Below are 24,397 nucleotides of genomic sequence, written 5' to 3'. Positions count from 1 at the left end.
TGCCTCCTTATCTTAAATCCCGTGCCAAGCATCGGTAATAGCACGCCATCCTGATTTCAGCGGATGTTCTTTCATTTCACTCTCTAAAACGAACCGCGTCAGTCCTAAGTTCGACAGTTCATACATGATACCTTGCGCATATGTTGATTCCCCCAAATTAGGCCAGCCTTTCCAGTAAATGATGGCTTTGATGCGTTCCGAATGTTTGTCGGCCAGAAAATGCAGGTGATGGCCTTGGCGGTCGTAATAGGTAAGGACCATGTAGTGGAATTTCTGCTGGTCGCCATAATTGGTCTTGTAGTTCCTCGTTCCCTGGACCCAGAACCCCGTATTGGGGTCATGACTGTACACGTCTTTCCGATCAGCAGGATAGGACTGGCCATACACTTTGATGACTTTTTCCGCCTTGTCGCCTACCTGGATGCCCTTATCGGTCATTGGCCCCGGCTTCAAAAAAATCAGCTGTGTCAGCGTCCCTGCGGGATAACTGTAAAAATCGCCTAAAAAGCCGCCGCGGCTGATGGTGATGAACATACTGTTATCTGTCTTGATGTACTGGTCATTCATCTGGTCATGTCCATAGAAACGGTAGCCATTGGCATTGATGTAATCCCAAAGGGGCGTCGCATTGTCATAGTCGAACTGATTCATGACACCGGCATCATCGACATAGGCAAAACCTACCGGGCTGCACAGCAGACACCATAGAAATACACCGATTGAAATCCATTTTTTCAGCATCGTTTTTCCTCCTATTGATTTGTTATCGAAACTATTTAGTCCTAAAAAAATACAGCGATAAATTGCGTACATCCAGACGTAAAATTTCTACACATCTACGGATTTCATCCTGCGTGAACTCAGTCCGTGAATTCAGCTTAGAATACAGCGTGGAGCGGCTTATTTGCAACTGTCTTGCCAATTCTTCACGGGTAATACCCAGTTCTGCCATGCGACCGTAGAGTTTAGAATAATCATACGTCATAGCGGTCCTCCTTTTGATTCGAAATCTGTACTTTTCTTTACCAAAAATACTACTATAAAAACAGCCCATCGTCAAGGCTTCTCACACAAAATGTTGAGATTTCTAAACGTTTATTGTATACTTGGGAAAGAAAAGGAGGTTGCCCTATGGAAAATAATATTTTTGGAAAACGCCTGAAACAAGCTCTCGAATACCGCCAAATGCGTGCCGTGGACCTGGCCCGCAAAACGGGTCTGACCCGCGGTATCATCAGTTCCTATATAAACGGACGTTGGAAAGCAAAACAAACGAACGTCATGCTCATAGCCCGTGCCCTCCATGTTTCCGAATCGTGGCTCATGGGGTACGACGTACGCATGGAACCGGATACAAATTCCCTAAACAGCACGCTCTCCTCCGACGAAGCCCAGCTGCTGTCACTTTATCGCACACTGGACGAAGCGAATAAAAAAGCCGTCCTCGACTTCGTCCGCTTCAAAAATCTTGACAACGAAAAATAAATGAAAAAGACTCTTGCACGAAGACAGCGCCAATCATGCAAGAGTCTATCTACAGAGTCACCTTTCCCCAATTCACTCCGTTTTTAGCCCGAAATCCCAAAAACCGGTCCCCGTTTCCGGGTCATATTTCCTCCGAATCCGTCCTCCTATAACAGGACGCAGTTCGATTTCTGCCGTGTACAGTACCTCTATCGATTTGATGTGCCCTGCCGCAATATGATGTTCCCCATCTTTTTTATAAGAAAAAGCAGCGTGAGTGTGATGGAAATAAGTTCCGTCATCATCGCTGACGATATTCCCTGTCAGCGAAACCAGCTCCAGCATCCCCTTCAGCGCTTGGACTTCAAAACTGCCCGTTTCCGGGATGAATGTCTGTATTTCTGCCGAACGGCATCCGCCGATGCCCGAAAAAATGGCCGATGCAATCTGTTCTTCCTGACAGATTCCCAGAATCGTGCTGATGATTTCATCTCCCTTGTCCATCCGGATATAATAAGTTTCACCAAATTTGCGATAATCCATATGCCATGCCTCCTGTAACTACGATTGACATAAGTGAAATATCCTTGCCTGTACTTCGTTTAAAACTAAAACTTCTGCTTTCCATATTTTCAATAGAGCGTGTAATCGTTTCTGTAAAGCCCCTTGTACTGAATTGCACCATTCTTTCTGATGCTTTTTGATGATTAAGATGAATTGGATTTTAGGTTGAGAATTTAAAACAAGCAGCAATTTACAGCTTTTTGAACAAATAAATATCGCGTAACCACACTTTGAAGTATAATGAGACCACTACTATGAACAGAAGAGCTTCTGGTCGCTGAATGCCTACCGGATTCGCCGCCAAAATGGCATTGAACACATGGTGAATCTGGCAAACCTCGTTCACAGCAGCCTGAAAATGCTACCGTATCTGGACGAGCATTTTGCAAAGCACCAAAACGCCAGTCCGCAAGAGCTGTGAAGCCATATAAGCTGGCAAATACAGCGTGAAATATTTTTTGGCAGTTTGCCCTCTAAGGCTCAAACTGCCAAAAATCCAACGGACTTAGTTCAGGCCTTGTGTAAACTAGCTTCGTCAACTTCCGAGGCGGCGTAAAAGTTGTAAAATGCTATGTTATGTAGATTCTACAAAGAACTTTTGAACCTCTCCCACTGATAGAAGTGGGAGATTCTTGAGAAGGTTGCTGTTTAAGTTTCCTCCTACAATCAGGATAGCCTTATTCTCAAAGGGCTGTCCAAAAGCCCCTTACACAGTCCCTCGAAATCGAAGTTCTGCTTACTTTGGTAGATACATTTTGCACTTCTTTTCTACCCGTCGCGATTCGCCTATGGCGTCGTGCTGCGGCAAGGGGGAGTGCTCCTCCGAAAACGGCTCAAAGGCCGTTGATTGAAAAATACTTTTTTGTTCACGCAGAAGTCTAACTGCTATTGATATTATACCACAGACTCGCCATTCATCTCCAACCTAAGAGGAAGGAGTCTTCTGGCAAAAATGCGATAAAATCCTGCAAAGAAAGTTTGTAAATTCAGAATTAAGACACGTCGTGTGATTCGTGATTCGTAAAGGTCTATCATTATATCAGAACAGGCTATGGTTGAATCTCACAGCGGGCCGCCCGGACAGGGCGGCCCCTACGCACAAGGCCATAGGCCGTGTATATTTTTTGTAATCGGTGACCGGTGTTCCTTTTTCATCGCCTGGCTGAGATTCTGTAGGGGCCGTCCTGATAAAGGCGGACAGCCACAGCTGTCCGTTTTGGCAACCGACCTGCGCCTTCTTATGGTCGGCGCCTGACGGGCCAAAAAGGCCGCGTGAATCCTGTGCGTAGACGGAATTTATGACGAGTGACACGTGGTCATAATACGATTGTGAGTATCTCGCGGCGAAGCCGCATATGAGTCCGACTCCACCACTTTACAGTAAAGGCTAACTGTCTGAAGCATCGCATAGTATCCGCTTGACGAAGATGAATAAATGACGTTATAATAGACATGAAAAGAGGTCCTGCCGATAGACGGTTGGCCCCGATAAGTCAACAAAAATAGTCGCTTAAGATGGGGGTCTCTGGCGGCTATTTTTGCGTTTTATTTGAACTCTGACCTAGGGCATAACCGATGGCAAATGCGGCCATACCGAAAGATAGTATACTGATAAACAAATCCACCGTTAAAGTCATTGTCCTCCCCTCCTTTCCATTTGGATTGGAGGGGCACACAAAGTCCCTCCTGGAAAAGCAAGGGACCAACCGCCTACCGTTTTAGGCAGAACCTCGGATTCAGTATATCACAGGTAGACATTGCCGTCTACTTGAAAAATTCAATCATCAAAAACCTAGTAAAACAGGCGCTGTCACGCGAAGACAGCGCCTGTTTGCTTCGTCCATTTCAAATTCGTAAAGGCCTGCCATTATATCAGAACAGGCTATGGTTGAATCTTACAGCGGGCCGCCCTGTCCGGGCCGGCCCCTACGCACAAGGCCGTTGGCCGTGTATATTTTGTATCCGGTGAACGTTGTTTCCATTTATCGCCTGGCTGCGATTCTGTAGAGGTCATCCTGATAAAGGCGGACAGCCACAGCTGTCCGTTTTGGCAACCGTCCTGCGCCTTCTTATGGTCGGCGCCTGACGGGCCAAAAAGGCCGCCTGAATTTTGTACATAGCCGGAATTTATGATGAATGGCACATGATCATATACAATCGTGAGTTTGTCGCGGCGAAGCCGCATCGTAGGGGCTCGCACGTGGCGAGCCCGCGTGAATTCTGTGCATAGCCGGAATTTATGATGAATGGCACATGGCCATAATACAATCGTGAGTTTGTCGCGGCGAAGCCGCATATGAGTCCGAAAAAATAGGAGAAAATTTCGATAAAAATACCGCCAATGGTTTCTTCCCCCGTGGCGGTATTTTGTAATTGCTTCTAAATCAATTTATTTTGTTCAGCAAGTTCCTTGATGATGGAAAGTGATAGTTTGGTATACTTTACGACTTTGTCTAGCTCCACACCATCCTTGAGCATTTCCAAAGCTGACTCTAATTTTCCCTTCATCAGGCCATCTTCATACAATCCCTCTCCTAAATTGCACATGATTTTCAAATCCCCCTCTCCTTCTTGTGTCAAATCAATTCCAAAATCATTATGCAAGGCCGTAATCTTTTCGCTGGCGTTCTTTGACGATTTAAACATCACATCATTCGTTCAGACAGAAAACGCTTCAACAAGAAAGTCAAAAAATAAGGAAATGTGTAAAACTCCCCATTGAATCCAATATTTAAATTTCCTAATTTGATACCGTAATGAATATCCGCATATGAATCTTTCGTAATCATTTTATGAAGCGAAATCGTTGACCCATTCTTCGCTTTGACTTCAATCGGTATTAAAGAGTGCATATCTCGCACCATGAAATCCATTTCAACCGTTGCTTTTGTATTCTTATAGAAAAACAAAGGATATCCTTGTTTTTTCAGCATATCACTGACCACATTCTCATAAATAGCTCCTTTGTAAATATTGAAGTTTCGGTTATTCCGCAAATCCTGTTGCGCTTCTTCATCTAAAGAGCCAATCAAAAGGCCTGGATCACCAAAATACAGTTTGTAATCAGTAGGATTATAATTTCCCTTCAACGGTAATTCGGGCATTTCCAAATTATAGCAAATATTAACGATGCCTGCATTCTCCAGCCACTCGACAACACCAATATAACTCCGATTCCGTGCTCCATGAGCCACTTTAGAAATCTGGAACTTTTTATTTGATTTCCCCAAAAACACAGGAATAGCCCGATAGACATTGAGAATTTTCGTTTTGTCGAGTCCCCCTGCATATTTCGTAATATCTTCTTCATAGTCAATCAGAATTTGCTGCTGCATCTGCAAAATACCAGAATAATCATTTTGACGTATAAATCGTGACACGATTGCTGGCATCCCGCCGACTACCATATATTCACCGAATACAGCACGCAGAGCCTGCATCTGTGACGCCGATAAAGGCTGGATTTCCTGCATATGCTGATATATATCTTCAATCTGGCATTCCTGATACCCCTTGGCCCACAGAAATTCTTCAAAATCCAGTGAATGCATTACATAGTCTTGCTTGTAGCCAACACTATTCGACTCGATTTCCTGATAGTTGATGCCCATCAAAGAACCCGAACATATTACATCATATCGACCGTCTAATTTAAAAGCCTTTAGACTCGTAGCCCCATTGATACAAGCTTGAATTTCATCAAAAAAAATCAGTGTTTCATGAGGCGTAACGCGGATAGATGGATTGATAAACGTAATGTTTTTGATGATTTGATCCACATCAAATCCATCATCGAAAATACTCTGATACTGCTTTTGTAAAATAAAATTTATCTCAATATAATTTTTGTACTGTGTCTTACCAAAATGACGAATTGATTCCGTTTTTCCAATTTGACGGGCCCCTTTGACAATTAATGGCAACCGTTCAGGATTTTTTTTCCAATCAACAAGCCATGATGCAATCTTTCTCTTTAGGAACATATCATCCCTCCATCACATTTTTCCAGTAGTTTTTATTATAAAATCGCACATATTTCCAGTACTATTATACTCAAATTATCACATTTTTCCAAGTATTTTAAATATAAAAAAACACATTTTTCCATAATATGAATCGAACGCAGGTGTCGTTGCGCGGCAACAAATTCAAATCACCAACGACATTTCGGGATAACTTCAGCGCGCAGCGGGCCGCCCATGAAGAACCCCTCCACCACTTTGTGGTCCCCTCCAACACAGCTCTCCGTTTGGGCAACCAGCTTGCATCTCCCTACGGTCGATTCCTGCTAGGCCCAAAAAGGGTTTTAACAGGGGACGCAAGTCCCCTACGCACAAGGCCGTTGGCCGTGTATATGTTCACATTTCAAACCTACGTGTCCTTTGTAACCATTTTTATTTCATACGTATAAAAATGCATATTTTTTGTTCGAGAAATTTGGCAAAAATAGGCCCCAAAAAAAGTTTTTTTAATTTTTTTGGTACACTTTTGGAACTTTTGAAAAAAAGAAAGCCTCACAAACGGCTTGGTTGAGCGATTTGCGAGGCAATTTGCAACTATTCCCATTCTATGCTCTACTGAATTTTGCCAAACTAAAATGGCTTAATTATCGCATTCCTGGTTCATCCATTTCGTAAAAGCAGGCCTATATTCGTGTTTTGTACTAAATCTTGGTACAATTTTGGTACACTTCATCTCTGAAAAATCTCCTTATCAGAACACAGCCAAAAACAAAATAAAAATTCAGACAGTTCGCCCCTTAGTCATCACTACTTTACGATTGACATAAGTGAAATATCCTTGCCTGTTCTTCGTTTAAAACTAAAACTTCTGCTTTCCATATTTTCAATAGAGCGTGTAATCGTTTCTGTAAAGTCTCTTGTACTGAATTACACCATTCTTTCTGATGATTTTTGATGATTAAGAGGAATTGGATTTTAGGTTGAGAATATAAATGTCGTTGAAGCTCTTTCCCTAATACAATACTGCCACTCACACTTTGTACCTCACTATGAATGGCACTACAAATCAACAAGGAATCAAGAAATTTTTTGGCAATTTCACCAATGAACTGGTTGAAAGCCATCCCTTCGTGACTTTTAGGGTTTGGTGCAGATGTTTTAGCCTCGATAAACAGAACATATACACCCCGCCTTAGTGCTTTGAGAGTAAGACATTCTACGACAGAAATCCCCTTACCTCTCAACGATGCATACAGCTCACTTTTCTCTATATAAAAGGATCTATCTTCCTCAAAAGAAAATTTCATGCCAGATTCTTCAAAAGTAAGCATACCTATCCTCCCAACGACCAATCCACTTCTTGCTGGTATAATCGGATGGATTCATCAATAATAGAATTATCGGGCATCCCGTCTTCCATATCGTCATAAGATGGCTTCCCATCGGCTGTTAAAGACAATACCGGAATGGACAGGCTATGCATTTTAGCTAAAAGATACAATTTTTTTACGACGAAATATGAATGAGTCGCAATAAAGAACTGAATACCCGCTTGAGACAATTCAAAAATCATATCTAAATAATCGGAAATGGCCTTCGGGTGAAGCGCCGATTCCAGTTCATCAATAAAGATAACTGCGTGGTTATCCAAATAACGATTAGAGAGCAATCGATTGAAAATAGCAATCTTTTTTACCCCTTCTGAGGTCATCCCAATCGTAAAGCGCGCATTTCCTCGTTTATAGTACCACTCATTCTTTTGATCATCGTATTCTATTTTCCCTTTGATGACCTGTTCCAATTTTTTCCGTCCATCAGCAAAAGCATCAAAATTCCGCCCCCGCTGTGGAGCAATTTGCAGGGCCTTAACCAAATCAAGATACGTATCGTCAAATCCAAAGAGCGAATCTTGATCTCGCGATTTCAAGATGATGTTAAACAGCGATAAGACTTCCTTAGCAGGAATAAAAACAGATTTATTCTGACGCGGTGTGTCAAAGGTATTTTGAATTTTGCCGATTTTCATATTCGTATCTTTTCCGAAAGTAAAACAAAACTCGGCCGAGTCCTCAACCATAGAAAAATTCAACGCATTTTTCCCTTTCTCAACCAAGTCCCCCAGAGCTTCTACTTGAAAAGTCCAGTACAATTTTTCGGCTAAAATATCTGCCAATTCACGCTTATCATTCCCTTTACCATACTGCTCCAAAGTGCGTAAAGCAGCGTAAAGCGCTTTCAATAAAATCGTCTTGCCACTACTATTTTCACCAATAATTAAATTTATATTCTGTAATGATGTCCATTGCAAATTTTCATGCTGACAAAAATTTTCCAGATGTATCTTCTGAAGCACTGGCCTCGCCTCTTTCTTGATAACTTTAGTACCATCATACCGAATTCCAAGAAATAATACAATGCCGCTTTCCAGCTTAATCCGTTTCTGACCCGAAATCCCAAAGCCAATTCCCGTTTCCGGGTCATATTTCCGCCGAATCCATCCTCCTATAACGGAGCGCAGTTCGATTTCTGCCGCGTACAGCCTCTATCGAAGATACTGTGTAAAAACAGGCCTATATTCGTGATTTCCACTATATTGGGGTACAATTTTGGTACACTTCATCTCGCCTCACCAAAATACGGCCAAAAACAAAATAAAAATTCAGATAGCTTAAGCATTGGTCATTTTTTACAAAAAAGTTCCGGCTCTGTTTCGCATAAAATCTCTGCCAATACTTTATAATCTAAATATTGGATTCCTTCTTTTCCCTGATGTATTTTATCGGCCAACTGACTATGGTAGTAGATGTCCATTGCCTGCTGTAAAGTAATGTGTTTAACTTTCGCTAAATAGGCAATGATTTTTTCTTCAAGATTTTCTTGATAATATCTTTCCAGCACTTCCCCATCCATAATTATACCTCTTCATATTTTTGAAACTGAAGACTTGACAAAATTGCTTTTTGAGTAATAAAAGCAATCTGGTCATATGTCGGATAAACTTTAATTTCTTTCAGTGCCCTATCTTTATCCCAGATGCCAGAATGGTACATATCTACCACTCGAAATACCTTATCATTAGCAACTTTACCAATAATAATATCATATTGCTGATACCCTGTTTCGCCATCTCGGCACTGGCATACAAAGTCAATCCATTCATATAAATTTTCACTGAAATTCAATACTTTTAATTCTTTCATAGAATCATTCATATTGTAAATATTAACAATTGCCTTTGAGGATCTTTTTAAATTAGATTTTCGTCTAGCCCATCGTTCGGCTTGTTGGCGATTACTTGTAACATAAAAGCCCTTACCAAAGTCTAAATTGTGAAAAGAATGGTAAATATCAGGATGGTCAACAACGCAATTTGACCCATGATAGACAATCATACAGCAACCTCTCTTTCTTTTAGATATGTTGCCACATCTGCTACAATATAGTCTGTGCTCTGCGTGTGTAGTATATCATAATAAGGAATTAGGTAATTATCCAAACAGCCACTTTGTTTTAATGCATGGTACACTTTAGACGGAGACGTCTTCCATTGATTCGCACATGCATGGATTATATAAATGATGAAAGAGAAGCAATCTTGACTCATCATTCCACCCCCATTCTACCTAAGTCACGGGTTGATTCAACAATCATAATAAGCTGATTTCTAAAGCTGTCAGAAAAACTGTTGTTTATATTATACCATATTCATTCTCTGGCATGCCTTAGAATACGTTCCATAGTTTCTGCTGGTAAAACATCTTTGAAGATTTGTTATGCGAACATATTTTCTATATATGCATTATATCATAACACCGAACAAATGTACAGCAAAAAAACATCATACTCCCCCAACGAACGACGAATAGTTTTTCTTTCAAAACGCCCGCCTATTTCTTGTTTTGAGGCAATCCAGTATAATAAAGACAAACGGAGGTGATTGAATGATTTATGTTACCGGTGACATTCATGCCAATCCGGAAAGACTGGGTATGGATGCCTTAGCCCAGCGCGGGATTCATATGAATCCGGAAGATTATGTCATCGTTTGCGGTGATTTCGGGATTCCCTGGGTCGGGGAATCGGATGAAACAGATCATAAGTGGCTGGAATGGCTGGCTCAGCTGCCGTATACGGTCCTGTTCGTCGACGGGAACCATGAGAACTTTGACCAGCTCTGCCGCTATCCGGTGAAAAGCTGGTCCGGCGGCCGGATTCATGAACTGCGGCCCAATCTCTATCACCTGCTGCGTGGCGAAGTCTTCACCCTCGAAGGCCAGACCTTCTTCACCTTCGGCGGGGCCAAGTCGACGGACAAGGCACAGCGCTGGCCTGGCGTATCCTGGTGGCCCCAGGAAGAGGCATCGGCCGAAAACTTCGACAATGCCGCCAAGAACCTGACGGCCCACGATTTCACCGTCGATTACGTCATCACCCATACGGCGCCGGCCCGCTTTGTCGACCAGGTCGCGGACATGGCCCAGTGGATCGAAGGCTGCAAGACCTCTCAACTTCTGAGCGGCCTGGAAGAGCTGATGACCTACAAGAAATGGTACTTCGGCCATTTCCATGTCGACTACATCCGGAATGACTCCGTGGCCGCCTGGATGTATCAGGACGTCGTACCGATTGAGAAAAAACGATGAGCACTGAGGGAGGTGATTTTATGATTTTACAGGAAGCCTTGCGGCAGGCTGATACACAGAAATTGGCGGCGGCGACGTATGAATATCATCGCGCTGCTGATTCGGGTCCGACCGTGTATGATGAAAGGCGATGTCATGGGGTTACGAAAGCCTATTATGATTTCATCCAACGACTGCTGACATTATCTCCCAAAAAGGAAGACGAGCAATGCTTGCTGCCGGATAACGAGAGGCCTTTCATGACCGCTGCATTATATTTGTATAGTGATGTGCGGACCGCTCTGGTCCAATGGCAGCTGGAAAGGTGCTATACGAAAGCGGAATTACAGCACTTTTCGACGGCTGAACTCAAAGCCATCCGCCAAACCCAGCAACAGCATCAGCCGGATAGTTATGCCTATACGTTTGAACCTTGGGAAAATATGCTGGCTGTTGATATTTGCTGGCCGTGCGATTTTTCAGAGGATGAAAAGTTGCAATTTTTAGCCGCCGTGTTATACGAAATATCTTTTTGCGGCGTTACCTTGGAAGAGCATCACCGTGCCCTGGCAGAAATGGAAGCCGAATGGCAAGCTGTGAAGAACGCACAAACTTATCCGTTCGACGAATTCCGTCGTGAAATGGGCTGGGACGCCCTACCCAAACAGGCTGTAACGGAAAAACGCGAAGACATCATCAACACGATTCTTGCCATTCAGCAGACGTATAAGATGTTCCAGCGAATCTTTACGAAAGCGCATTATCCGGCCATCTTCACGAAGGGACCAGACGGAATCCATGTGACATTCCCCGATTTGCCGGGATGCATAACCTGGGGCCGGGACGTCCCCCAGGCCATCGAAGCCGCCCGGACAGCGCTGACCCTGCATCTGTCGGGAATGAGGCAGGATAAGCTGTCCCTTCCGCCGGCAACCCCGGTGAGCCTATGCAAGGAACGGGAACAGCTAAAGGACGATGAAGCAATCTATATCATTTACGAATCATGACGCGTATACTATAAAGCGCTCCAGATGCTGAATGTCTGGAGCGCTTTATTCGTAGTTTGCGCCGCGGAAAAATAGTGTGCTATATGTCGACTTCTATCATTTTGACAAAAGACCGCACATATTCCCAATCTTCGGAATCGATGCAGTGTATGTCCAGGTCTTCGATGGGCGTCGGCTTCGGTATTTTGTGCCGATCTTCTTTTTCGATGGTGATAGACAGGGACAAACAATCCTTTGCCATGAACTCGGCATCCGCTAAATCATCACCGCAAGTGACCTGCTGGAAATCAGGAAAGAATACGGTGTAATTGCCCTCTTTTTCTTCATAGAAAATAGCGGGATAGCTTACCTTCATCACCTCATGCCTCCTTTATGAGCCGCACAGTCATTGATTTTCGTCATTTGCTTCCGGTTTTGAATCATCTTCATGCCGTATTTCTTTTACCAATCGAATGACGTCTTCTTCTGTCCGGAGACCGGCTTTTTCAGCTTCGCCTCTCATTTGCTCCTGTAGTTCTTCTAAGGCTTTTAATGCCCTGGCCTTTGCGTCTTCGTCCATATTCTCCACCTGCCTCATCAACGGTTATCCATCAATAATGGTCCTAATGCTATATTTCGTCACGGTATAGCCATTTCCCTTTTTTCTGAGAAGAAAAGAGTCCTTTTCTCCACGGCGGTCCGTTTCGGCAGCCGTCTTGCCTTTCCTTGCGGTCACGATCTGACGGGCTGAAAAGACACGTGAAAGCCCATGCACACAAGGCTCCGACTGGGTATCTTTTGTAAGAGAGGATTTTAATAGCACTACACATACACATGTGTATGTGTACATGTGTATGTGTAGTTGTGCCCCTGTCTACGCCGTCTTTCCACTCTTGTCTTTCAATAGCGATTGTGCTATCGTTCAAATAGAACGATGCGGAGGTGTTTGCTATGAGTTCGGAATTGGAACAGTGGCTGCTGGAGGAACGAAGAGAAGGTTTCAAGGAAGGTTTCAAGGAAGAATACAAGAAAGGACTGGAGGAAGGCGAAAACCGAGTGGCAGCCTTGTTTAAACGGATGAAAGCCGACGGCCGCTTGCAGGACTTCTCTGACGCCCTTGACGATGAGACCCTCAGAGAAAAATTATATAAAGAATACGGTATCGAATGACTGAAAACCAGCGTGAAGAGCAGCTCATCTTAAGGCAATGGCCTCGGCTGTGTACCACGTGCCAGAAACAGAAGCAGAAGCAAATGTTCGTAGTCAATCCCCCCCTGACGATTCGCCAGGGATAGCGCAAAAAGGAGGCTAGGAAAAGGCGATGAGCGATATGAAAGAACTGGAAAACTGGACCCCGGAACCCTTTGAGGAAAGACCTGATTCCGAATTGAACCCTTTCCTCGACATGATTATCCGGGCGGCAAATGATCCGGAAATCCAGAAAGACTTCCAGGAATGGCTGAAAGACCCAAGGAATCGGAAAGACCGTCCTTCAAAGCATCGCCACCTGTACCTGGAAAGTGGTTTAGAGAAAGGACTGGGAGAATAAATAATACAATAGCGAGGAGGTGTTCGCCATGAGTTCGGAATTAGAACAATGGATGATGGAGGAGCGAAGAGAAGGATTCAAGGAAGGATTCAAGGAAGGACTGGAGGAAGGCGAAAACCGAGTAGCGACCTTGTGGAAACGGATGAAAGCCGACGGCCGCTTGCAGGACTTCTATGACGCCCTCGACGATGAGGCCCTCAGAGAAAAATTATATAAAGAATACGGCATCGAATGACCGGAAGGCCCCGTGCAGAACGCGCGGGGCTTTTGTTTTTTTGCCAAAAGAGTCCTAACGGAGAAAAAACAGACCTAACTTTTAGGGGTTGCTTTTGGCGCAAAAATATAACATGGGGCCGGGACTCCGGCAAGGGTAAAGTGTACAGCGAGCTGCCCTTGCCTACATCCCAGCCCCATGTTTTTTGTTGCGCGTAAAAGCAAGAACCAAGTGGTTCTGGAAAAGATTTCACCCAAAGGAGCGAATGACCATGAAAACCAATGAACGCGCAAAATACACTTACTTAACGTTACAGTTACTGCCGACCGAGAAAGAACGCGAAGCGTTGCAAACGACCTGGAACAACTACAAAGAAGCCTGCAATACTTTTTCACGGACCAAGTATTGGAAACTGGCAAGAGAAAAGCATATGGATGTTTCTGCCTGCAAAAAGGAATACCTGAAATCAGCCCGCGCATTAGCTCAAAGATTGCTTCATGGTGTTTACGAAATTAGCATCAAACACACCGTGAAAATGGCCTATAGACGTCAAGAGTCTGATAAAAAATTAGCGTTGATTGTCTTCGGTGAGTATGACGAAAAGAATGTAAAACATCTTACCATTCCATACTTGCGCAAACCAACTTTCAACATAGATTTCACCAAGAAAATATGCTGCTTAGATTTGGTAGACGGTTTCCAACATATAGCCTTTACTATCCCTGAAGGAATACCGGAACCGCCCGCGTCCTGGGAAGCCATCGAAGTTTACTTGCAGCCAATCTACGGAACCTGGTACTTGACATTGATGTTCCCAAATCCGACAGCTAACATGGACGTCAACCCGGATACCAACATCGTTGGTATCGACCGCGGGGAAATCAATATTGCCACGACTTACTCATTGGACAAAGGAGCCAAACGGTATAGCGCAGAGGATTACTCTATCCCTTGTGAGGGTGTCACGAAAGACGATTACCACAAGAATCTTTTTGCAAAAGATGTCATTGTCGCAAAGGAAATCGTAGAGAGAGAATCTCCCGATACGATATTCGTTTTAGAAGATCTGCATTTCAATAAATTGCGAAAAGGATGGTCCTATCGTAATTTCAGTGACGCGTTCATCTACCTTGCGGCCTTACGCCATCAATGCGTATTCTTCTGCGACCCGCGCAACACCAGCCGGACCTGTCCCAAATGTGGCGAAGTCACGAATACAAAACGCGATCGCGATGAACACCGATTCATCTGTCATAGTTGTGGTTACGGCGAAAAAGAAGTCGTCAATGATGATGAAAATGCGGCCGAAAACATTTACCTTCGCGGCCGAAAAGAACTTTTAAAAGATAATTTCTGAGTAAGGTTAAGAATGAGTTGAACCATGCTACACATGCACATGTGTAGCATGAGCTACGCTTTTATCAAAAGTCTTAGGTTTTGAGATAACCCAAAATATGATATAATAATGACATCCATCGAGTATCATAACTCTTACTCATAACGATGACTTGGAAATGAGGTCCTACCCATGAAATACGGCTATGCTCGTGTCTCAGCATTGATTCAGCTGAAAGGAAATTCGCTAGAAGAGCAACAGCAAGAATTGATTCATGCCGGCGTCGCTAAAGAAAATATCATCTGTGAACAATACTCCGGGAAGACGACAACCCGACCTAAATTTGAAGCCTTACTTCGGAAACTGGCGCCAGGTGACGAGCTGGTATGCTGTAAGCTCGACCGGTTCGCCAGGAACGTGGAAGACGGCTTGCGGACGGTCCGCCAGCTCTCCGATAGAGGCATCGTCGTCAACATTTTGAATATCGGCCGAATCGACAATTCAGCCGTCGGAAAACTGACGCTGACCCTCATGTTGGCCTTCGCCGAATTTGAACGATCCATGATTCTGAAACGGACTGCTGCCGGGAAGGCGATAGCAAAAACCAAGGCCGGATATCGAGAAGGACGGCCGCCTTATAAAAAAGCAGTCATCGATAATGCCATGGAGCTCTTGAAGACTCATACCTACAAAGAAGTCGTGGAAATTACGGGCATAAGCCGGGCTACATTGGCCAGGTACAAGCAAAGATATGAACTCCGGGTCACCGCCGTAATGCCCCGCCCAAATCAGATTCTAAAAGTCACATTCTCGAACGGAGAAACGCGCTGGTTCGACACCAAGAAACTGAAAGGCCCCGCCTTTGCCCCATTGAAAGATAAGGCCGTATTCGAGAAGCCTGCCATTTTTCACGGCATCATTACTTGGGCTGACGGAACCATTGATGTATCTCCAGAAACGATCTATATGGAAAGCCAATGTGACGAGGCATCAGTCTGACAAATATCATAAAAATGAAGAAGGCGTAAATAACCGGAAAGGGACTGTTGCAAGAAGGCATATGCCATCATGCAAAGTCCTTTTTTACTTGACATCCCCTCCAAAACGATCGTACGATCAGACTATAGTGGGCTCCAAAAACAGTGGGCCTTCCAGTCAAAATTCGGCCAACAATCAATATATCGACTTTGCTATAGGGCGTTCCAAGACAGACAAATGCGCACTTACCCATTCGTTCGGAATGGTGTGCGCTTCCACCCGGCGAAAGGGGTGCCGCGACTTTTCGCGGAAGCCTTACGGCTTGGGCCCTAAAGGCCCGTACAAACGGAAAGGAGTTATCCTCATGGCCCATTTCCATCTTTCGATGAAGGTCCAGCCACGCCAAAAAGATGGCAGGAAATTATCCGCCAAATTACATTTCGACTACATCGCCCGCCAAGATAAGTATGCCCATCTGAAGGGACGTCAGGAAGACTTTGTCCTTGCGGAAAGTGGCAATCTTCCGGCCTGGGCTCACGACAATGCCGGCACGTTTTGGAAAGAGGCCGAGGACCATCGCAGCCCGAGCGGAACAGCTTACCGGGAAATCGAAATAGGGCTCCAGGAAGAACTCTCCCTCGAGGATAACATGGCCTTGTTAAAAGGGTTCATGACAGAATTCCATATCGACAACTACGCCTACACCTTTGCCATTCACAGTAAGGATTCGTCGCTGGAACAGGGGCATACCAACATCCACGCGCACCTCATGTTCTGCGAAAAAATCCAGGAAGCTGACCGGCCGCTGGGGCCGGATAAATTCTTCCAGCGTTACCGTGAAACGGCTAGCGGCGAGAAGACTGGCGGCTATCTGAGCAGTCGGGAATTCAAACCAAAATCGGTGCTTCGTACTATGCGCAAGCGCTGGGCCGAACGGGTCAACGAGATGTTCCGGGAGCGCGGCATCGACGCCGAAATCACGGAAAAAAATAACGCCGACCGCTACGACGAACTCGTCGAGCAGGGGCGTTTTGACGAAGCCGAACTGGTGAATCGGACGGCTGCTCCCCACCTCGGAAGAGCCTACCGGAACGACGCCATTATGGAAAAACTGCGGGATATGGAAGACGAGGAAATGAAACGCGATAACTTCGCCCTCAACGACGTAGACCCCGATACCTCTGACGAAGCCGAGCAGGCCGAAACGGAAGAACGGGTAAAGGCCTTCACCGAAAAATCAAAGCAGGAACAGATGCTGATGCTTTTCGTAAACGACCTGCAAATCCGCCGCCTGGCAAGGGCCCTCCAGCTGGTCCGGCTTAAGCAATACAAAGTAAAAGAAGCCCAACAACAGCAAGGAAAAGTACAAGGCGATCCCCTCATTATCACTGCCGGCGATTTGGATCTACGTATGCGAGACGAAGAGCTCCGGCTGCAACAGATTGTCGACGATGCCAGGGAAACATACCGCCAGGCCCGTTGTGAAGTGTGGGAAGAAAAACCACTACAGGACGAAGCCATTGCCAGCGTCCTGGGCGAAGATTGGCGCAAAGAAAAACAGCGTCTCCTAGGTCTCCAGGGAACGCTGAAAGCCATCCGGAAACACTTGAACGACAAGCGGACCCCGGAAGAAGAAAAGGCCTTCCTCAGGAGGAACCGCCGGGTCACGACAGCCTATGACAACTGCCGAAAAAAGATGGCCCAATGGGACAAACTCCAAGCTGAAAAACAAAGTGACATCGACGCGATCCATGCATCTTTAAAAGCAAAAAATGATGCCAACCGGAAAGCCGCCAACCGAGCCTACAGCGACTTGAAGGGCAAGGAAAAACAGCTCCGCGCCTTCCACGACAAACGGCTCCAATTGGAAAGGAATTACGCACTGAATCAAATCCTGTTCGCCGAAAAATTGGCCCGAAAAGTCCAGCCCTACTGCAAGGTCCTCGGCCGCCAGCCCTTGAAGGACTTGATGCACGGACCATACCAGGGGAAAGAGTATTATTTGACGGGAGAAGTCAATTTCGATCCCGAAAAACGGGAATGGCGAGCCTTGGCAATTCGTACCGGCGACGACATGGATCAGGGCAAAGCTCCGCTGTATAAAGTGCGATTGCATGAAGAAGGGCCGGATCAGGACGTTACCATTTTTGAAGTAAAACCGACGAAGGAACGGATTGCCATGTATAAGGAACTCCATCAAGATCAGCCACGCTGCCAAAGCGGAAATTTCCGTGCCAAAGCCCACAATTCTCAAGGCCTTGAAAAGCCTTTCAAAGGGGCTTCTCCGACACCACCGCGGCCCATTGCCAAGGCGGCTGTCCAGAAATTAAACGACCTCATGGACGAAGCCATAAAAAGTGAAACAGGACGCATCGCCATCCATTGGCAGGACGACCAACGCCATTACACCAAGAAAACAGCTATGGAAAAGACAGAAGAAGAACTTTACAAGGGATGGTCATTATAATTCTACGTCGGGCAGATCCATGACGACTTCGCGGGCCAGGGTTTCCTGACCCGTTTTTTCATTGATGACCTTCAGGTAGTAGCGGTCGTTGAGGTCATAATTCTTCTTCTGCAAATCAAAGGACAAGACGACGATACGGTCACCGGGAGCGGCAGCCTTACTTTCCGCCCGGTACAGGACTTCGTTGGAAATGATTTCACCACTGCCCGTTTCAAAGCGTATCCGATAAGTGACGGGCTTGACGACGTCACTGATGGCTTGTTCCTGGTAGAAGCTGAATTTGACGTGGAAAGCCGTGATTTTCCGAATATCGTTGATGAGGGCCAGGCCGACGTCTTCCGTATCGACGAGACCTTTCCGCGTGCTGATGAAAAGGCACGGTACCAGCAGTTCCTGCGGGGATGAGCCGCCGTGTACATAGTTCATGCCGCCATGGCATTTAAAGACGCTCATGCCCTTGGCCAGGACGATAGAACGCGTGTCTTCATTGCCCAGGCTCTTCCCTAAGGGAATAGAGTAAATTCCTTCTCGGTCCACCGGCTGGTCCGTCAACAGGAACCGGCGATCAGTCATCCAGGTCTTCCCGGCTTCGACCGTGTCCAGTTTATCCGTCGGGTCGAGGGCCTTGCGGGTGTACAGGAAGCCGTGATCGGCCGTAATCAGGAAGCGATAGATATTGCCGCTCTTGGACAGGCGTTTGACCAGTCTGAAGAGTTCGTCAATCGTCTGATCTGCCGCCTGAAAGACGGAGTTCTCCGTTTTCGAGGCTTCGCCTGTCGCATCGATTCGGTTATGGTAGACGTAGATGACTTCTTTCCCAGCAGAAAAGCTTTTCAGTTCCGATACTTTCATGGCAGTCAGTTCATCATAAAGAATTGCTGCCGAACGAGGATTCCCTTGCTGCAACAGTTTTTCCCGCTGCGCTGTCGATACACAAGGCTTGCCGTCGAGCAGAACCTTGGGCGTATCATCCCGGGTCAGTTCCAGCGTATCGTGAGGCAGCAGCTCGGCCATCCCCAACAGGGTAATAGACGGCAGCGGCGCCATGCGGACTTTCTCCTCGACTGAGCAATTTTCATCGTCCCGGAACCGGACAGCCAGCTCTTTGGCGGCTTCCAGGCGAAAGGCATCGGAAATGAGGACGGCCACTTTCTCTTTGACAGGCCGGACTTCATCTTGATAGAAATAGCGCTGGCGCGGCACGATTTCCTGAAGGTAATCGCTGCCATAGGCTTCGTTCCACTGCAACAGCAGCGGCTCTAAGAAGGCATTCTGGTAGAAGTTCTGGACCAGGGCCCGCAAAGTGTCGAACTGACCCGGATTTTCGCCATCCAGGGCGTCATAGGCCGTGAAGAAATGGCGGTACTCCGTATCGATTTGGTAATCGCTCTGGCAGTACGTTTCGGTCAATTCTTTCAAGGTCGTCCGCGGTTCGTAATCCTGCCGGGCCAAGAGCTTCTGCGCCGCCAGGAGCAGCGAGTATTCCGACCGGAAATGCTGGCCGAAATGAAGTTTCAGCCGTAAATCACACAGAGCTTCCAGGGACAGGCCACCGACTTCCCCATTCGGGTCCAGGCCGACGAGGCGGTCATTGACCCATTGGATGAAGAGCTCATCGATGCAGGCAAAGGACGACGTATGGAGGAATAGTTCCAGCGGCAGCTTGCTCAAGACGTTCTTGGCGTCGAGCTGGCTGGCGGCCTTAGCCGATAAAGCGTCGTAGCGGTCCTGGTAGAGCACGTGGTTCATCATGTTGTCGAGAAGGACGTTGCAATTGTTGACACGGCTCTGGACGCTGTCCTGGGCATAAAGCTGCCAAGGTTTGGGCAGTTTGTCTAGGTCATCGCGGAAGGTCGTCACGGCGAAAAGGGCCAGGATGAGCGAGTCCAGGTCCGGTTCCGGCGCTTCATAGCCAAACCGTTCTTTGCACAGGTCCCAGAAAGGCGTTGCCAGGCCGAAGTCCTGAATCTGCTGCCAATGGGCCATCATAGCCGAATCACTGTCGGCAAAGAGACCGTAAAAGAGGTCGTCCACCGTGGTATTACGGGCCTGGACGAGGGTGCAGATAGCAACGCGGCAGAGCGTCTTTTCTTCCGCCGTGTACCAATCGAATTCCCGCGACCGTTCGAGGAAGTCCTCCCGGCGCCGGGCAGCTTCGGCCCGTACTTTCGCCGACGAGCGGCCGCCAGGACCGAAGAAGAAGGGTTTCAGCCGTTCCATAGCCGAGCGCAGGCGCGACGGGATATGGGCGTCGGCCATGAAGTAAGACAACTGGTCGGCGTAAAACTCCTTGGAATAAAGCAGCGTGTCTTCCAGCACGTTCTGGCGCACGTCGGGCTTGGTAAAGGGCGCATAGATCAAGTACCGTCCGTCCGGGTCTTCGTGTTCCAGGCGCAGCTTGGCCCGAAAGGCATTGCAGCCAGTCAGACGGAGGACGGTGACATCGTCCGGGACCAGCGTGTCTACCATGTCTTCAAAGTCCCCTTCCCCGTCATACCAGAAGACCAGGCGGTTATCTTCGCCAAAAAGGCTGTGTAATTTCTCTTTGATGTCCCTAAGGGTTAATGCTTCCATGTCGTTCCTTTCATGCGTTTATTTGAGCTTGGCCAAAATCGGATAGGTCACGCCTTCGCGGTCGGTCTGCATCTTTTCATAGTTGACTTTGACGCCGTCGTCGAGGTCCATGGTCAGCTTTTCGTTGGCCATGTGGTCTAAAATTTCATCATAGTCCTTGATTTCGGCCAGCTGCTTTTGCAGGTGGTCTTTTCGTTTTTCCAGCCGCGCTGCCCGGCGCTTATCCGATAAGTTTTCCAGATTCATGTCAATGGCCCGCAATTCCGTTTCATACTTGCTCTGGACCTTGTGCAGGTAGAGCAGAACCCGGCCTTCCGTATCCTTGGTCCAGCGATGGATGTAGACGAAGGCCTTGAAGCCGTTTTCCTTGCCGCTGTCAAAAAGCCAGTAAATCGGCCGTTTCTGATAGGTCTTGCAGTGGTCCTTGTAGAAGTTCTTGAGGAAATAGTTGCGGAGTTTTTCCTTAGGCGTCGCGCCGCGTGTCCCCAGGGCATCCGTGAGGAATTCCAGGTTAGCCTCGAAGTTTTCCCGGCCAAAGGCCTTTTTCAGCCAGGCGCAGATGAAGGACGGCAAGTCGTCGTCAAAGTATTCTTCGTCTGTAATGGGCACGACGTTGTCATCGTCGGGAATGAAGGTCTGGTATTTGCCGGAATCCCATTCGCCGCCAGCATAGGCCAGGCCCGGCGTGTCCAGGGAGTAGCGGCCGAAGAGGCAGCCTACGGCATAGGACAAGAGGGACTTCATGACGTCTTCCTTGGTCAAGACGTAATTGCTGCCCTGAAGGTCGTCGGGAACGTCGTCTTTGCTGTCAAAAATCTGATGGACCGTCACGTCTTTAGGGGCCACATCCGGTGTCAATTCGTCCTTTAAGCCGTAGATGTCGATGAAAATGCGGTTCAACTCTTCTTCGTTTTCCTGGAGGATGTCAAAACGATCTTCACAGACGGCTTTGAACTGTTCATACCGTTCGGCCAGCGTTGGCTGTTTCGCCGTAATCAGGCCGGCCATATCCAAAGCAGATGGAGCCAATAGCGGATGGGTCTGGAAGTCCCACGACGTTTCAAAGGAATCCCAGTCGGCTTTGGATAAATTAATAGAATCCTGCACCAAATCGAGTACGCTGGGTTCAAAATCTTGATTTAATATATATGGTACTTTTTCTATATATCCTACTTGAAAATTCATTGTTGGGCTCAATGCCATAACATAAGAATATACAATTTTAGAATTCATCAAACCTAAAGCGTACAAGAGCTTCTTATGTTCTGCAAATGCAGTTGGACACGCAGAATTAAATACCATACCAGGCGGTGAATACCGAACAGCAAAGTTTGATGTACTTATCCTCGACCAAGTAATGCCTTCTAAAAAATAGAACTGCTTTGATGGCAAATGATTTCCTGAATTAAGTAATTCATTATAACTCTGAAAATCAAATGCTATTATATTTTCAATATTACCATACCATTTACGAAATTGACCGCCTTTCGTGTGTGGAACCCATTTACAAATTCCTTTTACATCTTCTGCGCCTTTAGCCATGAATTGAATTCTATTAAAATAAACTTCATGCCAGAGCCTTATATATTTATCATTATTGCCTGTATCTAGACCAACCCTAGAATTTATCGCTTCATTAACCAATTTATTTTTAAAGTTGGATATAAATTTTTCTGAATGACCAAAAACAATCATATTGTCTGGAACTTCATAAAATGTATAATCTGATTCGCAACACCTATTTCTTTCATCAAAAAACCCTTTTTCCTTTTCTTTTTCGCCATGATATTCTATTAATTTTATAAATACTCCGTAATACTGATCAATTTTTCGTTTGCAAATATTAAAAGCAACTGTCTGAACCCTTTCTCCACCGATTTCATCAAATGCACGTGGTCCTAAATGGGCCATATTGATGATGGTCTTTTGTAGCACTTTTTCCCGTAACTTTTCATAACTGGAGAGGAACATCCAGGCGTGCTGAGTAATCATGGCCTGGAAACCGTTTGGCTTAACAAAGGCGTTGCCTCGTTCCATGAACATGGCAAACAAATCAGATTTGCTGTCAGGGAATTTTTTCTTAGCAAACTGGTTCATATTCATATTAAAGCTTCTCAATCCGAGATACGGCGGATTGGTGACGCAAACCCAGTATTTCTGTCTGAGCAGTTTGGCCTGACGGACCAGTTTTGGCATCCGTTCGGCTACTTCCTGTAGCCAACCGCTGAGGAAGAGGTTATTACAGCCTTCGTCGAGGAGCTGCTGCATATAGTCGAGGAGGCCGTCGTAGTTGCCCGGTTCGACCTGCAAGAGGCTGCCGTAGTTCTTGGCGTCCCGGAAGGTATCGATGAGTTCATCGGCGAGGTTGACAAACTGGTCTTCCAAACTCATCTGTTCAGCTTCGACCTGGCCCCGCATATCGCTCCACTTGGTCAGGCCGTTGCTTTCTTCGATGGCGCAGACCTGGGGCCGCAGTTCCCGTGAAAAGAGGCGCCGGTCGTACTGGCGGGCTTTCATCATCAACGAGAAATACGTCAGCTGATAGGCCCGGTCGTCGATGTCCAGGCCGTAGAGGTTATGGGCCAGGATGCTCTGGGCAGCTTCCCGTTCCGTATAGCCCTGGGATTGGTAAATATCCATAAGGACGTCAAAGGCATAGACCAGGATATGGCCACTGCCGGAGCAGGGATCCAGCACGGTCAGGTCTTCCGGCTGGAGACGGGCATAATCGGCCCGCAGTGCCGTCAGTTCCTGGGCGACATCCGGTTCCTGCTGTGCTTCGGGGACGTAGTATTTCCACTTGGCCTGTAACTCGTCATCAGGATGACCGGCCAGCCAGAGACGGCCCAGGGAGTTTTCCACCATGTAGCGGACGATCCAGTCCGGCGTGAACAGCTGGGTCGCTGCGGGGATATTCTCTTTCGAGACTTTGACGTTTTTCTTCAATTTGGCAAAGACTTCGTCTTTCCATTCGGAGTTGTAATACTGATAGAGCCAGCCGATGATCTGCACCTGGTCCTGGAAGTCCTCTTCCGGGATATCGTGGATCAAGTGCGAGACGACGCCGTTCGGGTCGATGTAGCTGAATTGCAGGAAATAATCGCTCACATCGTCGTCGCCTTCAAAGAAGTCGGGCATCCACCGGCCGATTTCGTGACAGCGCTTCCGCAACAGGAAGTTGAACAGGACATCGTTCTGATTATGGTCCTTCCAGTCGAGTATCTGCTGTTCTTCGTCTGGCGTGAATTCCAGGTCCGATTCAAAAGGCGTCGAGACCAGGTCCGGGTCTACCTTGTCCGGTACATCGGACGACAAGACGCGCATGTGATCCGGGAAATAGTCGTTGACTTCCATATAACGGATAGCAATGAGGCGGTTGAACCACGTCGAAGCCATGGTTTCAATCAAGTTCTGATAGGCCGTCCCATAGTCGCGTTCCCGGTCCTGGAGCAGGCGTTCAGTCAGCTTTTTCCGGGTGCGGACAGCCGTCCCTTCGACAGTGAGCGGCGTGGCTGTACCCATGTCAAAATACTGGATTTCCGACGTCGACGCCGGCAGGGGTTCCAGGATGGCCGTCGGCGTGATGCCCAAAAGGCCGGCACGCTGGCGCATATTTTCTTGTAAGGTAACACGGGCCCAAGTGGCAAAGTTACGGATGGCTGTTTTATTCATGACATACTC

At 46.7% G+C, this 24,397-nt stretch carries 23 protein-coding genes; 9 read left to right on the top strand and 14 right to left on the bottom strand.

Annotated elements, in window-relative coordinates:
* Positions 1–12: 12 nt before the first annotated feature.
* The gene (locus ACE418_RS05860) at positions 13–741 is read right to left on the bottom strand and encodes a hypothetical protein (RefSeq protein ID WP_416449728.1); all 729 of its coding nucleotides are present in this window, start codon (positions 739–741) and stop codon (positions 13–15) included.
* A gap of 31 nt (positions 742–772) precedes the next feature.
* Positions 773–985 (bottom strand): DUF739 family protein, encoded by a 213-nt coding sequence (locus tag ACE418_RS05855; RefSeq protein WP_416449727.1) that lies wholly within the window; start codon positions 983–985, stop codon positions 773–775.
* 146 nt (positions 986–1,131) lie between these two features.
* Between ACE418_RS05855 and ACE418_RS05850 the strand changes: the two genes are divergently transcribed.
* On the top strand, positions 1,132–1,485 hold the full coding sequence (locus ACE418_RS05850; protein ID WP_416449726.1) for a helix-turn-helix domain-containing protein: 354 nt from the start codon (positions 1,132–1,134) through the stop codon (positions 1,483–1,485).
* 72 nt (positions 1,486–1,557) lie between these two features.
* Here ACE418_RS05850 and ACE418_RS05845 read toward each other — a convergent pair whose 3' ends face one another.
* The 8 genes from ACE418_RS05845 to ACE418_RS05810 all read right to left on the bottom strand — a co-directional run bounded on the left by ACE418_RS05845 (position 1,558) and on the right by ACE418_RS05810 (position 9,594).
* Positions 1,558–2,007, bottom strand: coding sequence for a PPC domain-containing DNA-binding protein (locus ACE418_RS05845; protein ID WP_416449725.1), 450 nt, complete (start codon positions 2,005–2,007; stop codon positions 1,558–1,560).
* 2,400 nt (positions 2,008–4,407) lie between these two features.
* Positions 4,408–4,674 (bottom strand): hypothetical protein, encoded by a 267-nt coding sequence (locus ACE418_RS05840; protein ID WP_416449772.1) that lies wholly within the window; start codon positions 4,672–4,674, stop codon positions 4,408–4,410.
* The gene (locus ACE418_RS05835; RefSeq protein WP_416449724.1) at positions 4,674–6,011 is read right to left on the bottom strand and encodes an ATP-binding protein; all 1,338 of its coding nucleotides are present in this window, start codon (positions 6,009–6,011) and stop codon (positions 4,674–4,676) included. Before ACE418_RS05835 ends, ACE418_RS05840 begins: the two co-directional genes overlap by 1 nt.
* Before the next feature lie 791 nt (positions 6,012–6,802).
* Entirely contained in the window at positions 6,803–7,321 is a 519-nt protein-coding gene (locus tag ACE418_RS05830; protein WP_416449723.1) for a hypothetical protein, read from the bottom strand.
* Between the two features lie 2 nt (positions 7,322–7,323).
* Positions 7,324–8,343 carry an AAA family ATPase gene (locus ACE418_RS05825; protein ID WP_416449722.1) on the bottom strand — a complete coding sequence of 340 codons (1,020 nt, stop codon included), beginning with the start codon at positions 8,341–8,343 and terminating at the stop codon, positions 7,324–7,326.
* 326 nt (positions 8,344–8,669) lie between these two features.
* Positions 8,670–8,900, bottom strand: coding sequence for a hypothetical protein (locus ACE418_RS05820; protein WP_416449721.1), 231 nt, complete (start codon positions 8,898–8,900; stop codon positions 8,670–8,672).
* A 2-nt stretch (positions 8,901–8,902) separates the two neighbouring features.
* Entirely contained in the window at positions 8,903–9,382 is a 480-nt protein-coding gene (locus ACE418_RS05815) for a DUF3990 domain-containing protein (RefSeq protein WP_416449720.1), read from the bottom strand.
* Positions 9,379–9,594, bottom strand: coding sequence for a DUF3791 domain-containing protein (locus tag ACE418_RS05810; protein WP_353803453.1), 216 nt, complete (start codon positions 9,592–9,594; stop codon positions 9,379–9,381). Before ACE418_RS05810 ends, ACE418_RS05815 begins: the two co-directional genes overlap by 4 nt.
* A 337-nt stretch (positions 9,595–9,931) precedes the next feature.
* Between ACE418_RS05810 and ACE418_RS05805 the strand changes: the two genes are divergently transcribed.
* Positions 9,932–10,633 (top strand): metallophosphoesterase family protein, encoded by a 702-nt coding sequence (locus tag ACE418_RS05805; protein WP_416449719.1) that lies wholly within the window; start codon positions 9,932–9,934, stop codon positions 10,631–10,633.
* Between the two features lie 20 nt (positions 10,634–10,653).
* Complete coding sequence (locus ACE418_RS05800) at positions 10,654–11,619, top strand: DUF6557 family protein (RefSeq protein ID WP_416449718.1); 966 nt, start codon at positions 10,654–10,656, stop codon at positions 11,617–11,619.
* Between the two features lie 79 nt (positions 11,620–11,698).
* Here ACE418_RS05800 and ACE418_RS05795 read toward each other — a convergent pair whose 3' ends face one another.
* Complete coding sequence (locus tag ACE418_RS05795; protein WP_416449717.1) at positions 11,699–11,977, bottom strand: type II toxin-antitoxin system HicB family antitoxin; 279 nt, start codon at positions 11,975–11,977, stop codon at positions 11,699–11,701.
* Between the two features lie 27 nt (positions 11,978–12,004).
* Positions 12,005–12,178, bottom strand: coding sequence for a hypothetical protein (locus ACE418_RS05790; protein WP_416449716.1), 174 nt, complete (start codon positions 12,176–12,178; stop codon positions 12,005–12,007).
* A 371-nt stretch (positions 12,179–12,549) separates the two neighbouring features.
* On the opposite strand from ACE418_RS05790, the gene ACE418_RS05785 reads away from it, so the two are divergent.
* From ACE418_RS05785 to ACE418_RS05760, 6 genes are all read left to right on the top strand, one after another.
* A complete protein-coding gene (locus ACE418_RS05785; RefSeq protein WP_416449715.1) occupies positions 12,550–12,768 on the top strand; it encodes a FliH/SctL family protein in 219 nt (72 codons plus the stop codon).
* Between the two features lie 160 nt (positions 12,769–12,928).
* On the top strand, positions 12,929–13,147 hold the full coding sequence (locus ACE418_RS05780) for a hypothetical protein (RefSeq protein WP_416449714.1): 219 nt from the start codon (positions 12,929–12,931) through the stop codon (positions 13,145–13,147).
* 28 nt (positions 13,148–13,175) lie between these two features.
* The gene (locus tag ACE418_RS05775; protein WP_416449713.1) at positions 13,176–13,382 is read left to right on the top strand and encodes a hypothetical protein; all 207 of its coding nucleotides are present in this window, start codon (positions 13,176–13,178) and stop codon (positions 13,380–13,382) included.
* A gap of 250 nt (positions 13,383–13,632) precedes the next feature.
* Positions 13,633–14,718, top strand: coding sequence for a zinc ribbon domain-containing protein (locus ACE418_RS05770; protein ID WP_416449712.1), 1,086 nt, complete (start codon positions 13,633–13,635; stop codon positions 14,716–14,718).
* 171 nt (positions 14,719–14,889) lie between these two features.
* Complete coding sequence (locus ACE418_RS05765) at positions 14,890–15,696, top strand: recombinase family protein (RefSeq protein WP_416449711.1); 807 nt, start codon at positions 14,890–14,892, stop codon at positions 15,694–15,696.
* Between the two features lie 364 nt (positions 15,697–16,060).
* Entirely contained in the window at positions 16,061–18,142 is a 2,082-nt protein-coding gene (locus ACE418_RS05760) for a MobA/MobL family protein (protein ID WP_416449710.1), read from the top strand.
* Here the strand turns inward: ACE418_RS05760 and pglZ are convergent.
* Together pglZ and pglX are read right to left on the bottom strand one after the other, a co-directional pair.
* A complete protein-coding gene (gene pglZ, locus ACE418_RS05755) occupies positions 18,137–20,716 on the bottom strand; it encodes a BREX-1 system phosphatase PglZ type A (RefSeq protein WP_416449709.1) in 2,580 nt (859 codons plus the stop codon). The genes ACE418_RS05760 and pglZ overlap by 6 nt on opposite strands.
* A gap of 18 nt (positions 20,717–20,734) precedes the next feature.
* Positions 20,735–24,388, bottom strand: coding sequence for a BREX-1 system adenine-specific DNA-methyltransferase PglX (gene pglX / locus ACE418_RS05750; RefSeq protein ID WP_416449708.1), 3,654 nt, complete (start codon positions 24,386–24,388; stop codon positions 20,735–20,737).
* Positions 24,389–24,397 lie beyond the last annotated feature (9 nt).

The sequence above is a fragment of the Megasphaera jansseni genome (genome assembly GCF_047974155.1).
Lineage (GTDB): Bacteria > Bacillota > Negativicutes > Veillonellales > Megasphaeraceae > Megasphaera.
This window is presented reverse-complemented; position numbering and strand designations above follow the sequence as displayed.